12 protein-coding genes and 1 pseudogene are annotated in these 13874 nt (G+C 37.9%); 4 read left to right on the top strand and 9 right to left on the bottom strand.

Annotated elements, in window-relative coordinates; genetic code table 11:
* Positions 1-26: 26 nt before the first annotated feature.
* Entirely contained in the window at positions 27-1034 is a 1008-nt protein-coding gene (locus tag ACFCT9_RS10440; RefSeq protein ID WP_412519133.1) for a LysM peptidoglycan-binding domain-containing protein, read from the bottom strand.
* A 484-nt stretch (positions 1035-1518) separates the two neighbouring features.
* Between ACFCT9_RS10440 and ACFCT9_RS10435 the strand changes: the two genes are divergently transcribed.
* Positions 1519-3936 carry a 5'-nucleotidase C-terminal domain-containing protein gene (locus ACFCT9_RS10435; RefSeq protein ID WP_412519131.1) on the top strand — a complete coding sequence of 806 codons (2418 nt, stop codon included), beginning with the start codon at positions 1519-1521 and terminating at the stop codon, positions 3934-3936.
* Between the two features lie 83 nt (positions 3937-4019).
* Here ACFCT9_RS10435 and ACFCT9_RS10430 read toward each other — a convergent pair whose 3' ends face one another.
* Positions 4020-4817, bottom strand: coding sequence for an arylamine N-acetyltransferase family protein (locus ACFCT9_RS10430; protein ID WP_412519129.1), 798 nt, complete (start codon positions 4815-4817; stop codon positions 4020-4022).
* Between the two features lie 107 nt (positions 4818-4924).
* Here ACFCT9_RS10430 and merB point away from each other — a divergent pair, with 107 nt between their 5' ends.
* Together merB and ACFCT9_RS10420 are read left to right on the top strand one after the other, a co-directional pair.
* Positions 4925-5524, top strand: a complete 600-nt coding sequence (merB, locus tag ACFCT9_RS10425) for an organomercurial lyase (protein ID WP_412519128.1) — start codon at positions 4925-4927, stop codon at positions 5522-5524.
* Between the two features lie 62 nt (positions 5525-5586).
* A complete protein-coding gene (locus tag ACFCT9_RS10420; RefSeq protein ID WP_412519127.1) occupies positions 5587-5763 on the top strand; it encodes a hypothetical protein in 177 nt (58 codons plus the stop codon).
* Between the two features lie 112 nt (positions 5764-5875).
* Here ACFCT9_RS10420 and ACFCT9_RS10415 read toward each other — a convergent pair whose 3' ends face one another.
* From ACFCT9_RS10415 to ACFCT9_RS10390, 6 genes are all read right to left on the bottom strand, one after another.
* Positions 5876-7024, bottom strand: a complete 1149-nt coding sequence (locus ACFCT9_RS10415) for a bifunctional cystathionine gamma-lyase/homocysteine desulfhydrase (protein WP_412519126.1) — start codon at positions 7022-7024, stop codon at positions 5876-5878.
* A 16-nt stretch (positions 7025-7040) separates the two neighbouring features.
* Positions 7041-7946: a PLP-dependent cysteine synthase family protein gene (locus ACFCT9_RS10410; RefSeq protein ID WP_412519124.1), complete on the bottom strand. Its 906-nt coding sequence runs from the start codon at positions 7944-7946 to the stop codon at positions 7041-7043.
* A gap of 247 nt (positions 7947-8193) precedes the next feature.
* Complete coding sequence (locus ACFCT9_RS10405) at positions 8194-9525, bottom strand: sodium-dependent transporter (RefSeq protein WP_412519123.1); 1332 nt, start codon at positions 9523-9525, stop codon at positions 8194-8196.
* A 290-nt stretch (positions 9526-9815) separates the two neighbouring features.
* Positions 9816-10379, bottom strand: a complete 564-nt coding sequence (locus ACFCT9_RS10400) for a TetR/AcrR family transcriptional regulator (protein ID WP_412519121.1) — start codon at positions 10377-10379, stop codon at positions 9816-9818.
* Between the two features lie 278 nt (positions 10380-10657).
* Entirely contained in the window at positions 10658-11383 is a 726-nt protein-coding gene (locus ACFCT9_RS10395; RefSeq protein WP_412519120.1) for an alpha/beta hydrolase, read from the bottom strand.
* Positions 11384-11541: 158 nt separating this feature from the next.
* Complete coding sequence (locus ACFCT9_RS10390) at positions 11542-12042, bottom strand: isoprenylcysteine carboxyl methyltransferase family protein (RefSeq protein WP_412519118.1); 501 nt, start codon at positions 12040-12042, stop codon at positions 11542-11544.
* Between the two features lie 402 nt (positions 12043-12444).
* Between ACFCT9_RS10390 and ACFCT9_RS10385 the strand changes: the two are divergent.
* Positions 12445-13062, top strand: a pseudogene (locus ACFCT9_RS10385) (LysE/ArgO family amino acid transporter).
* A gap of 188 nt (positions 13063-13250) precedes the next feature.
* Here ACFCT9_RS10385 and ACFCT9_RS10380 read toward each other — a convergent pair.
* Entirely contained in the window at positions 13251-13850 is a 600-nt protein-coding gene (locus tag ACFCT9_RS10380; RefSeq protein ID WP_412521667.1) for an alpha/beta hydrolase, read from the bottom strand.
* Positions 13851-13874: the final 24 nt, after the last annotated feature.

The following is a 13874-nucleotide window of genomic DNA, read 5'->3' as shown; positions in this document are numbered from 1 at the left end:
ATCCACCTCTGGGTTTAACATTCAAATTAATGAATGAAATTATAATAGCCGATTTGGCTTGCTGGAATTGTACGGTAAGTTGTGTAACCTGGGTTACCTGTAAAGTTCATTTCAGACACTAATAAACTTCCGTCACCATTAATACGTTCTACGAATGCAACATGACCGAAGTAACCTGCATCTGATTGTAAGATTGATCCTACTGTCGGATTATGGTCTACTGTGTAACCATCTGCGCGTGCCGCATTGTCCCAGTTATATGCATGCCACCAGTAAGTACTGATTGGTTTGCCGATTTGAGCACGACGGTTAAACGTATGCCATGTACATTGGCCCCAGTCATATAAGTTTGAGTGATAGAATACTGGCGTATAATATCCACCTGTTGATGTTGAAACACCTGGTGAAGGTGAATTTGTATTCGCAGCAGTTGTACCTGTCACTTTTAATTTTTGACCTGGATAAATAAAGAAGTTATTCAAGCCATTTAAACTCATAATGTTTTGGTAAGTTGTTCCGTATTTAGAGGCAATTAATGATAATGAATCACCTGGTTGTACTGTGTAAACTGAACCGCCTGAAACATTCGTTGTATTAGAAGTTGTCGTACTGTTAGATGCTGTACCTGACACCTTCAATACTTGTCCCGGATGAATTAAGAATCCGCTTAACCCATTTAATTGCATAATGTTTTGATACGTTGTCCCGTATTTAGAGGCAATTAATGATAATGAATCACCCGGTTGTACTGTATAAGTCGAACCACCTGAAACGGATGATCCACTTGAAGTACGTTGACTGCTTGTATTAGCAGAACCAGCTACTTTTAACACCTGGTTCGGGAAGATTAAGTTTGAACTTAAATTGTTTAATGATTTAATGTTCGCAATTGACGTATTATGACGTTGAGCAATTGACCATAAAGAGTCACCAGCTTGGACTCTATAAGTCGTAGCTGCATCCGCAGCTCCAGCTGTTGCGATAGCGGAAACCGCACTTGTCCCTACAACAGCAGCAATAATTTTCTTTTGCAATGGAAATGCCTCCTGACAATAGTATATTCTCTCTTTCAGCTCCGAACATTCTGTTCTGCCCCAACAGAAGTTCAAAAGCCGTTTTCTCTCTTTTCCACCTATACACTTAATTATTATACACGTCATTGAGCATACCTATATTATTATTACATGACATTTGTATTACAAAAAATTCTTTTAACTTTTTTAAATAGTGATGTAAGCGCTTAACTCGTCGTCCCAAAAGCTTCTACAAACGTAATAACTTTGAGTTTTTTGGCCATTCTCCCGCATATGTCAGGACTTATATCGTAGTCAAAAGCCCAACGCGCGCTCTCACTTTATAATTCCATACAAAATTTCAATCTATGAGTCACACAAATTGATTAAATAATTTACAAAATTAACAAAAAGACAATACCCCTCTACAACTTTCATTGATAAGATAGTGTTGTATGCACGTGATGCATATAAAACTTCATAAGATATACAAAGGAGGCTCCTCATGCACAAGCTACTGATCAGAACATGTTTCTTAGTTGCGATGTTGTTCATGGTATTTAGTTTCACAAGTTTCGCTGCAGAAACTGTGCAACCTGAAACACCTACAACAGATGCAAAAGTCGAACAGTCGACACCGCCATCTGATACAACAACAAAAGCAACAACAGATCCTGTTCAACAATCGACAGCAGCTGAACAGCCTGCAGAAAATATTGTATCTCCTTCAGATACAACAACACCTGCAGTAACAGCTGAACCGGCACCATCTAAAGCAACAACAACATCAGAAACACCCGCACAGGCCGGTGAACCAAAAGCAGATACTGCTGTTCAACCAAATGAAACAACACAAACGACAGCACCTGCAACTCAACCTGCACCAGATACAACATCTGCTGTTTCTAAAACAAACACAGTTGAACCAGCATCTCAAACGACACAACATGCGAAAATTCTGCATACCAATGATATGCATGGACGCATCTTAGAAGAAGACGGTCGTGTCATCGGGATGGCTAAATTAAAAACTGTCAAACAACAAGAAAATCCTGATTTAATGTTAGATGCCGGTGATGCTTTCCAAGGCTTACCGATTTCAAACAATACAAAAGGTGCAGACATGGCTAAGGCTATGAATGAAGTGGGCTACGACGCAATGGCTGTCGGTAACCACGAATTTGATTTCGGTGTTGAACAAGCACAAAAGTACAAAGAGCAATTAAACTTCCCTATTCTTTCCGCAAATACATATAAAGATGGGAAGCTCATGTTTGACCCGTACACAATCGTTAATAAGAATGGCATTAACTACGGTATTATCGGTGTAACGACACCAGAAACAGCTGTCAAAACACATCCAGATAATATTAAAGGTGTCACATTTACAGAACCGATTCCTGCTGTTCAAAAAATCATGGATCAAATCAAAGGACAAACAGATATCTTTGTTATTTTGTCTCACTTAGGCATTGATCCTTCGACTAAATCCGAATGGCGCGGAGACACACTTGCGGATACACTCGCACGTGATCGTCGTTTCTATGACAAAGAAATCATCGTATTAGATGGTCATTCTCACTCAGTCATCGAAAACGGCAAAATCAATCGTAACACTTTGCTTGCGCAAACAGGAACAGCGCTCGCAAATATCGGTAAAGTAGAATTTGATTATCAAAATAACAGTATCTCTAATCTGAATGCTTCATTAATCAATGTTAAAGATACTGCAGATATCACACCAGACCCTGCTTTAAAACAACAACTTGATGACGCAAAAGCAAAATTCGAAGCACAAGTTTCAGAAGTGATTATTCCTAATAATTCGATTCAATTCCAAGGTGAACGTGATGACGTTCGCAGACATGAAACAAACTTAGGCAACGCAATTGCTGATAGTATGGAAGCTTACAGCCAAAACGGCTTTTCTCACCCTGCTGACTTCGCAGTCACAAATGGTGGCGGTATCCGCGCTTCTATCGACAAAAATCAAGATGTTACATTAGGAGATATCATCACCGTTTTACCTTTCGGCAACACAATTTCACAAATTCAAGTCAAAGGTACAGATGTCGCAAAAATGTTTGAACATAGTTTAAGTGCACCTGTTGAAAATGGTCAATTAGGCGCAAACGGCGCATTCTTGCATATCTCTAAATCTGTTCGTGTTTATTACGATATCAACAAAGCACCAGGCGAACGCGTCTTAAAAATTGAAGTATTAAATAAACAAACTCAACAATTTGAAGCATTAGACCCTAACCGCATGTACTACATGACAACCAATGACTTTACCGCTTCAGGCGGCGACGGTTACGACATGTTAGGCGGTTTACGTGAAGAAGGCGGCTCTCTTGATAAAGTCTTCTCAGATTACTTAAGAAAAGCCGACTTATCACAATACGACACAGACAAAATCAGCCGTATTATCAATGGTCAGCCACCGGTTGCACAAACAGAAGAACAAGCTGATACAGAAACACAACCAACAACTGGCAACAATGAACAACCAAAACCAAATACAACGACACCACAAGCACCGACACAACCAGCATTACAACCTGTCGCAAGTACACAAACAACACAACAAACTGCTTCTTCAAATGTGATTCCATTCCCTGCAGCAACAGCACAAGCAGGATCATCGCAACACAACACATTTACGACAGCACAACAAACAGCTGCGACAACAACAGAGACACTACAATCTCATCAAACAGCACAGGCTTCAAATGTCTATGCATTACATTCAAACAATGCGGCAACACAAACTAAAGCCTCTGCATCTAAGCAAGATGCCTCAAGTACTGAGAAATCTTTACCTGATACAGGAAACAACAACCTTCCAGTATGGCCAATTGGTTTAATCCTTACAGGCATCGGTGCTGCATATCTTTCACGCAAACGAGATCATGCCGCATAAAAAACACAGCACAACTTCTGATTTTTCAGGGGTTGTGCTGTTTCTTTATCTACTGAGTATTTTACCAATGACATGTCTTATCACTATTCATTTTCATATGATGAATCAAATGTATGAATCGCTATTTTAGGAATATCAAAGTATTGGTTTAAAAATGTTTGATAATTCTCAGCTGTTGTATCTTGAATAGTTTTTTCACCATTGACTAATAGTGTTAAGTGATTGTCAGTCAACGTATTTCGGCCCACTTCGGTCGCCATAGTGATTAATAAGCCTTGTACAAAGATAGAATCTGGACTCGATTGATTAAATGCGATACCGTCTTTAAAATCTTTTAACTGTTTAGGTTCATTTAGCACACGATAACACGTCTGCCATTGATGATTATCATCAGACCATTTCTCAATATCATAATGTGTCCCATCGACATGATGTACACGATAACTGCCTGTCACATCCTGCACATCTGTTTCATCCATCGGCAACGCAAACTTCGGCATGTCCCCGAACCCGACATCCACAACATAAGGCACATCTTCAACCATAACTTGAAGTGACATATGTGAACCTTCACGTGCCCAACCTGTCGGACTTAATACTGTCGCAGATAATGCCTTTACTTCAAATCCTTTATATTCTAAATAGTGTTTAAAGAAATGGTTCATTTCATAGCAAAAGCCCCCGCGTTGTTCATCGACAACTTTATGCATCATCGCTTCGTCTGTCAGCGCAAGCGGCCAACCATTTTGTACATTGATATTTTCAAATGGCACATACAGCGCATAATGTCTGATATAGGCGTTCAAAGTTTCTAAACTTGTATCATTATATTGATTCGTATCTATTTCTAAATACTGTTCAAGTCTTGTAAAATCAACCATACTTCATCTTCCCTTTCTATATATTTTGTTTTAGTTGTTTATCGTGTTTCATAAGCGTAGAATTAAATCGAAATGATTACGATTAAAAAGAGAAGGAGTCGTTTTACATGCAATACTTTAATTTTGATGCGTTACTGACGCCGCACGAACATCAATTAAGACAAGCACTGATTCAAGACATTGTCGAGCAGCCAACTACTCCCCCTGCATTTACAGAAGCTCATCAAGCCTTGCTTGATAAGCATGTGATTGTTGTACAAGACCACCTTATCACTTGTCTCTATCCTTTTGCGACACATCCCACTTCATTCATAGTTCAACTTCAAGATCATACAACTGTCTATGCGATGTGTGCCATTGATGCATTAGGGATTCACTATACTTTAAATGAACCAATTAAGATTGAAGCACAATGTGCAGAGACAAAAGCACCGATTCAAATTTCACTTAAAGATGGCCAACTAACAACCGATTACAAAGAAGCTTATGTATTATTTAAAAATCTATGTTCAGAAACACAATGTGCGGATAGTTGTTGTCCTGAAATCCAATTTTTTGTCAGTAAACAAGCATTAGATCAATACTATCATACACATATCAATCAAAACATTGCGGTCGAAAATCATACAACCTATCATGCATTACCCCTTAATGAAGCAAACACTGTTGCTAAAGAAATTTTTGAAATCCGCGAAACTACTGAATAATAAATTAATAGTATAATACTATTTTCGATTTCTGCTGCAATACACTCAAGGAGACGTCTAATATGAAAGTTGAACTGAACACTAAAACGTATGGTAACCTCCCTTTAAAACTGGAAGTAGAAAAAGGTATATTCGTAGGCAAAAATGTCGAAGTTAAAGCAAAATTAGATTTAGAAACTGGAGAGGTGACTTTCCATATTTCTGAGGAAGATTTAGAAAAAATTAAGAAAGACATGTGATACTACACTTCATATTCCTAATCGATTCTTGATACAACTGATTTTAACAATACAAACAAAGGTGCCTCTCCAATATGGAAGGCACCTTTATATTATGCATTGATTTAATGAATTATTTTTGTAGTTGATCTAACGCTTGTTTTAAATCAGCAACTAAATCATCTGTATCTTCAATACCGACAGATAAGCGGATTAAACCATCTTCAATACCTTCTTTTTCACGTACTTCTTTTGGAATAGAAGCGTGTGTCATAAGTGCTGGTACTGAAATTAAGCTTTCTACTGCACCTAAGCTTTCGGCTAATGTGAAGTATTCAGTTTCACGAATGACTGCTTTTGCAGCATCAATATCAGATACGACAAATGATACAACACCTGTGTGACCTGATGCTTGGTTTTCATGTACATCGTGATTTGGGTGATTTTCTAAGCTTGGATGATAAACTTTTTTCACATTAGGGTGATCAGCAAGCATCGTTGCGACTGCTACTGCACTGCGGCTGACTTGTTCCATACGTAAGCCTAATGTTTTAATACCACGAATTAATAAATAACTGTCTTGCGGTCCAAGTACGCCGCCTGTTGAGTTTTGAATGAAGCCAAGACGTTCAGCTAACGCGTCATCACTTGTTGCGAGTAGGCCGCCAATGACATCACTATGTCCACCGATATATTTAGAAGCAGAGTGTAAGACAATATCTGCACCTAATTTTAATGGATTTTGGAAATAAGGAGACATGAATGTATTATCTACGACTGAAATTAAATTGTGTTTTTTCGCAATATCTGCGGCAGCTTTAATATCTGTTACACGTAATAATGGATTTGAAGGTGTTTCAATCATTAACATTTTTGTTTCTGGTTTAATCGCTGCTTCAATCTTTTCAACATCAGTTGTATCTACGAAATCTGCATCAATACCGAAACGGTTGAATACTTTTGTCAACACGCGGAATGTACCGCCATATACATCAGAATTCACAACGATGTGATCCCCTTTATCCAATAACATGATGACTGCTGACATTGCGGCTACACCTGAACCGAATGCGAAACCAAAACGGCCGTATTCAATATCCGCAATTGCACTTTCTAATGCCGCACGTGTCGGATTACCGCTGCGTGAATATTCATACCCTTCACGTAAATCCCCGATATCATCTTGTAAATACGTGCTTGTTTGATAAATAGGTGTCGTTACCGCACCTGTATAATCATCTGTAGTATGGCCGCCATGTACCATTTGTGTTTTCTTATTCATAAATCCTCTATCTCCTTTACGCTTTATTTTTTCCCGAATAATTAAAAATTGATTTAGACATATAACGGTCACTGCCGTCTGGGAAGATTGTGACAATCGTTCCTTTGTCTAAGCGTGCTTTGATGTCTAATGCACCTTGCAATGCAGCACCTGATGAACTGCCTACTAACAGGCCTTCTTGCAATGCGAGTTGTTTTACATTATGGAAAGCATCTTCATCTGTAATGGTTAAAATGTCAGTTACTAAAGCTTTATCTAAGAAGCCCGGCCATTTTTCAGAACCAATACCTTCTGTATCATGCAGACGTTTTTTACCGCCGTTCAATACAGAACCGACAGGTTCAACAATGACATTTTTAACACCATGTTGTGCTAATACTTCAGCTGTACCTGTAAATGTTCCGCCTGAACCGACACCTGCCACAAAATAATCAACCTCTGGCAATTCTTTTAAGATTTCTTGTGCCATCGTATCGCGATACGCACCTGGGTTGTCTTCAGACTCAAATTGATTTGTATAATATGCACCATGTTCCGCCGCATAGTCACGTGCTGCTTGTTGCGCACCTAACATACCGCCATTTTGCGGTGTACGAATCACTTGCGCACCTAATGCTTCCATAATCGAAATCTTTTCTGCCGCAAAACCAATTGGCGCATAAATCACACATTGTAAGCCATAGTGGTTCGCCGCAATCGCTAAGCCAATGCCTGTATTGCCAGCTGATGCTTCCACTATTGTGTCGCCGCGCTTAATTTGTCCACGTTCCATTGCTTGTTCAATTAAATATTTACCTAAGCGGTCTTTTACACTGCCGCCAGGGTTGAATTGTTCTAGTTTTGCATAAATTGATACTTTATCATCACTGAACGATTCCAATTTAACCAAAGGTGTATTACCGATTAAATCAAATCCAATCATAGATGTCCTCCCCGCGGAATGCATGATGACAGGCCCGATTCCTGTTTCTCATCACCCATTCCCATTATTCCTATCGTACTGGTATGAATTATAGCGTAATACCGTTGTAAATGCAATTTTCTCTTAATGTGTAAGTTAAAAATTTTGATGTAACTTCATTGTGTTTATTTAGGAGATTATGCATTAAAACCAAATACAAAAAGCTTCCTGCTGCATCACACAACAGGAAGCCTTTCAAAATAGGTATTTAATTAAAGAATTGAATCACGAAAACTAAGAGTATTACGATTGGTAAAACGTACTTCACCAAGTAATACCAAGGTATAAAGATTTTTAAACGATCACTGCCAAAGACAGATTTCAAATCTTCCTTCTTCAATAATTGACCGACAAATAATGTTGTTGCTAGTGCCCCTAACGGCATTAAAATGTTAGAAACTAAGAAGTCCATATTGTCAAAAATTGTACCGGCTAAGAAATGAATATCACTTAATGTACTAAATGATAAAGTTGCCGGGATACTGATAATAAAGACTAGTATACTACCGATAAGCGCAACCTTTCCACGCTTACGGTTGTCATTTTTAGTGAAGTTAGACACATTCAACTCTAATAATGAAATAGAGGATGTCAGTGCCGCAAACAAGAATAAGATCAAGAAGATTAAATAAAAGCCTGGACCAAAGCTCATTTTTTCAAATACATGCGGCAATACTTTAAAGAGTAAGCCCGGACCTTCTTCTGGTTTGTAACCGAATGCATTGATAGCTGGGAAAATCGCCAGTCCTGCAAGTAATGCGACCACAATGTTCATAATCACGATAGATAAAGCGGATGTTTTAATTGTCATTTCTTTAGGCGCATAACTTGCATAAGTAATCATTCCTGTCGTACCTAATGAAAGGGCGAAGAATGATTGACCTAATGCGAAGAGAATACCTTCCATCGTCAACTCTTCCATGCGTGGTTCTAATAAGAAACGAACCCCTTCAGATGCACCTTCTAATGATAATGAACGTACGACGATGAGGATTAAAAAGATAAACAGCAAAGGCATCATCACTTTAGATGCTTTTTCTAATCCATGTTCTACACCTAACATCACAATGACCATCGTCACTAAAATAAATGACCCTTGTCCTAACATGGTATAAAGCGGACTTGAGATGACTTGTTCAAACTGAATACTACCAAGCGTGCCATCTCTAAGACCGATAATCTGCATCGCCACTTGTGCGATATAAATCATAATCCAACCGCCGACTACGCTATAAAAACCAAACAAGACGAAAACAGCCAAGTTACCGCTCCAGCCAATAACATTCGTCCATTTCTTATGAGATAGTTTACCGAAAATAGCGGTTGTATAAGTTCTGCCAAGCTTACCGATTGTAAATTCCATAATGAGTAACGGCAAGCCTATGAAGATAGTAAATATTAAAAACATTAATAAAAACGCGCCGCCGCCGTAGATGCCTGCCATATATGGGAATTTCCACATGGCACCTAATCCGATCGCCGAACCTGCGCTTGCTAAAATAAATCCAGTTGAGGTTTTCCACTGTGATTGTTTCGACACGCTGCTCATCCTTTTCTATTGATTTCAGGATTAAAATCCATTTACTTTAAACAATTAAAGCGTTAAAGCGTTTATGCAAGTAAGTATACTATAACACAAATATAGCAATCCCTCAACTAGCATTCTGTCAAAAAATAGTACTTCATCCTTGCCATCATCAGGTTTTTAATCCATTTTTGATTTTTCCTTCTAAGCAGCAATAAACTTGTGATCAAGCTGATTTAGACATAAAAAAAGATTATCCATTTGGATAATCTCATCTAATTCTTCTAATTTTGGCTGATATGCGCTTAGTTAATACCTAACAAAGCATTTAATGTTGATTCAACATCTTTTTCCATTGTATAACGGCGATAACTCAATTCGTCAAAATAATTAACGAAAGTTGTGCGAACAAAGCCGCTTTCCATAATACCTAAAATTAAATCTTTGAAATCTCTGATTGGCATTGAAATATCGTTAGCTTCGAAATAACATTCTAAAACACGATTCAATTTGCTGTGTAACATCGCAATACCTTGATATAACTGTTCTTTGAACTCATCTGGGGCTTGGTTAAATTGTAAATACATGCGTAAATAACTGATGTTCGGTTTGAAAATCATGTCTAAAATAAAGTCACGCAAGTTTTCTAATGTACGTTGTGACACATTTTCCTGCAAGTCCAACATTCTTGAAAAATGTTGAATGATTCTATCCGCACACGCTTCATAAATATTCGCTTTGCTCGGAAAATAATAGTATAAACTGGCCTTCTTTATAGATACACTGTTGGCTACTTCTTCTAGGGTACAACCATAGTAACCTTTGTGTGCAAATAGCTCAATCGCGTTGTTGACTATTTCGTTTTTCATACGAAATACCTCCAATCATTTCTCTCTTCCTCTTTCTCTCTAGGTGGAAATAACTTCTTTTTCAGGGTAGTTAGTCTCTGTCAATTTTTTAACAATGGAATACTCTATGTTCAACTCACAGTCAACACACGTTTGAGTGTTCGTGGAAAACTTAATAGTAAAAGTACTCTTATGTTCATCATATCATATCCGAACACTCTGAAAAAAATATTATCCTGTATAATTTTACGCTACCTTCACCATTAAGTAAAACGTTTTCAAAAAAATACATTTAATTTTTACATAAAATCAATGATTTTTTCTATGACATTTTGTTTTTCTATGCCTCGTGTCATTAAATGCCCGGATTCCCTAAAGCACCCAGTCTCTATCTCCGATGCATTATTCACCCTTTCAGCAATCTTATCGACACTTTCTTTATAAGAAATGTCATCTTTCCCACCATATAACAATAGTGTCGGCATTTTGATTCTGCTAAGTTCATTCATCGTTTGATTTACAAACGATTCAAAATGCGCCGCACCTTCTTGATAAGCAGGTACATAAGCCATTTCTTCAGCTTGTTCTTCTTCAGTACAGCCGATGTAGTATTGTAATCTTGTACCATAGTAATTCAACCTGCTTAACACACCTTCTGCCGATTTATGGTAAGGGACTGACATTCCGATCACACGCGCCACTTCAAATTGTTCAGCTATTTTCAACGCAAAAATACCGCCCAACGATACACCCATAACAGTGATTTGACGGTATCCTTTCGTATGCAGATAACCATAAGCCGCTTCCGCATCTTCCCACCAGTCTCTAATATCATATTGTACAAACTCAGAAACAGGCAGGCCATGTCCTCTATAACAAGGTACATAACACGTATAGCCTTCTTTATGTAAGGATTCTGCGACGTCTTTCACATCTTGCACTGTCCCTGTAAACGAGTGCAACAACAGCACCGCTTCATCTCCCCCTTCTAAAAAGAGATGTTTAGGCGCTTTCACCTTCAACATGCATACTCACCTCCAACATTAACCTCATGTTTCTATTATAGGTGGTTCTTGCTACTGATTTCCACCTTATATTAGACACAATCATATATTGTTAAACTTTTAAATAAAAAAACCAAGAACATTTTAACTTTGTTCTTAGTCTTGCACAGTCGTTTTCTTTAATTAAGGTGTGCCATTGCGCTTTCTTCTTGCTTAATGCGCACATAGAGCGATACGGCGTAGGGAAGCAACAGTACACTCACAGGATAAGCTTGTGTCAACAAGATAACTCCGATTAATTCAGGAATAATATTTAAGAAGTAATTCGGGTGTTTCACAATCTTAAACAGCCCTGATTTTACAAGACGATGTTCTTTAAGTATGTAGACTTTCAATGTCCAAATTGGACCTAATGTACGAATCACCCAAAACAACATGATATAACTCACAATCAGTAATACGAGTCCAATTTGTGAAACCCCATTAAATGTCGGTTGTGAGAGACTCGTATAAACAAAACTCGTCACATAAATTAAGATATGTAATAACGCAAGATATTTTGAATTCTTTGCGCCATATTGTAGAGCGCCTTGCGCAATCAATTGGCGTTCATGTCGAATAGAAATGGATAATGAATATAAACGAATGACGAAGAATAAACCTAATAGGATTAAAACCATAATACGTGCCTGCCTTTTCTTTAAGAATTAAAAAAATCCGGATTTTGAAATAGAGACAAAACCCGGATATCCAATAAATAAGGATAATTGTTTTTCATATAGCGGTCATCAATATGAAAAAACCAGAAAGTAATAACTTAGATTCCTATTTATAGTTTAGTGTGTTACGTCTACACACACCATAAACCAAAAGTTAATAAATTATTAATTCCAGTTAAGAAACCCCTCTCACAACAAACATCTCTTTCAGCTCAACCTTGCTTACATGTGCGTTGTTGTATGCATTTCAGCTTTTCTGTATACTAAAAATCAATTCACTCGCATACAATCCTCTTTCATCACATGCCTAGCACAATCACAAAATCAAAGAGATGTTGTATAAAGAAAGAGGGTCGGTCTTAGATGGTACAAGCTATACTTCATGGTATTTTATTAGCGTTAGGTCTGATTTTGCCTTTAGGTGCACAAAACGTCTTTGTGTTCAACCAAGGTGCGAATCAAAAAAGATTCGCACGGGCTTTACCTGTCATACTCACTGCTGGTTTATGTGACACACTTTTAATTGTCGTCGCAGTACTCGGTGTATCTTTGATTTTAATGTCTATGCCGACGTTGCAATTAGTAATTTATCTCATTGGTTTTGTCTTCTTGATCTATATGGCTTGGTCACTATGGAAAGAAAAGCCTTCAAATATTGAAGAAGTTGAACCGATGCGTCCTAAGCAACAAATTTTATTTGCGCTCTCTGTTTCTTTACTTAATCCGCACGCCATTATGGATACCGTCGGCGTTATTGGAACAAGTGCTTCAATCTATGAAGGGACTGACAAATTAGCTTTCACTATTGCCACAATTTCTATTTCTTAGCTATGGTTTATCTTCTTGGCAATATTAGGTCGTGTAGTGGGGACTGTTGATAAGTCTGGGAAATTCATCTTAATCCTCAACAAAGTTTCCAGTATCATCGTACTCGCAGTTGCTTTCATCATCTTAAAGAACATCCTAGCTTTATTAATATAATCAAAATGAAACTTTTGCTGTGTTATCTCGGCTTCTGTATAGACAGAGGCCTTTTTATTTACTGACATATAAAAAGCACGCAGACTTCTGATGTTTATCAAAAGCCTGCGTGCTTGATTAAGGGGTTGGATTGAATTTGTCTTGGGGGCTTTCTTCAACCACGTGTCTATTCAGCTATTTATTTCAGTTTATTGTCCGTTAATGACTTTTGCTGCTTCATTGAGTGAATCTTCAGTAATGCCATGTGATTGTGTCCAATGCGTTGTAACATTTGCACCTGAACGTTGGAATAAGTCAATTAAACGTTCACTTTCAGATACAGGTACGATAGGGTCATGTGTACCCATTGAAAGATAAATGTCTGTACCAGTTAAATCTTTCACGTGATCAATGTGTGTTGGATAAAGACCTGCGAATAATAAGGCTTTCGCAAATTTAGTTTCATCACGTAACAATAAATTAATCGCAATGTTTGTACCGTTTGAGAATCCGACTAAAATTGCATTATCTAAATTAAAGTCATATTCTTTTGCGGCTGCTTGTAAGAACGCATATAACTCTGTACCGCGTTCTTCTAAGTCTTTCCAATCATATTGACCTTCACCATGACGTTTGAAGAAGCGTGTCATGCCGTTTTCGTCGACATTTCCTTTTACACCCAAAATATTATAGTTCGGGTTCAAACGCAGTGCGAGCGGGAATAAATCGGATTCATCTCCACCTGTGCCGTGTAATAAGATGAATGTAGGTTGATCTGCACTTTGACCTTTTCTAAATATATGTTTCATTGTATTTAAAGCCATCGTATCTGC

The sequence above is a fragment of the Staphylococcus simulans genome (genome assembly GCF_047037175.1).
Lineage (GTDB): Bacteria > Bacillota > Bacilli > Staphylococcales > Staphylococcaceae > Staphylococcus > Staphylococcus simulans_C.
Note: the sequence above shows the minus strand (reverse complement) of the source record. Positions and strands in the feature narration are given on the sequence as shown.

Coding starts and splice junctions, on each gene's coding strand:
- ACFCT9_RS10420 (WP_412519127.1), top strand. CDS start 5,587: ATGAAAGTTGAACTGAACACTAAAACGTATGGTAACCTCCCTTTAAAA.
- ACFCT9_RS10435 (WP_412519131.1), top strand. CDS start 1,519: ATGCACAAGCTACTGATCAGAACATGTTTCTTAGTTGCGATGTTGTTC.
- ACFCT9_RS10430 (WP_412519129.1), bottom strand. CDS start 4,817: ATGGTTGATTTTACAAGACTTGAACAGTATTTAGAAATAGATACGAAT.
- ACFCT9_RS10415 (WP_412519126.1), bottom strand. CDS start 7,024: ATGAATAAGAAAACACAAATGGTACATGGCGGCCATACTACAGATGAT.
- ACFCT9_RS10390 (WP_412519118.1), bottom strand. CDS start 12,042: ATGGTTTTAATCCTATTAGGTTTATTCTTCGTCATTCGTTTATATTCA.
- ACFCT9_RS10410 (WP_412519124.1), bottom strand. CDS start 7,946: ATGATTGGATTTGATTTAATCGGTAATACACCTTTGGTTAAATTGGAA.
- ACFCT9_RS10395 (WP_412519120.1), bottom strand. CDS start 11,383: ATGTTGAAGGTGAAAGCGCCTAAACATCTCTTTTTAGAAGGGGGAGAT.
- merB (WP_412519128.1), top strand. CDS start 4,925: ATGCAATACTTTAATTTTGATGCGTTACTGACGCCGCACGAACATCAA.
- ACFCT9_RS10400 (WP_412519121.1), bottom strand. CDS start 10,379: ATGAAAAACGAAATAGTCAACAACGCGATTGAGCTATTTGCACACAAA.
- ACFCT9_RS10380 (WP_412521667.1), bottom strand. CDS start 13,850: ATGAAACATATATTTAGAAAAGGTCAAAGTGCAGATCAACCTACATTC.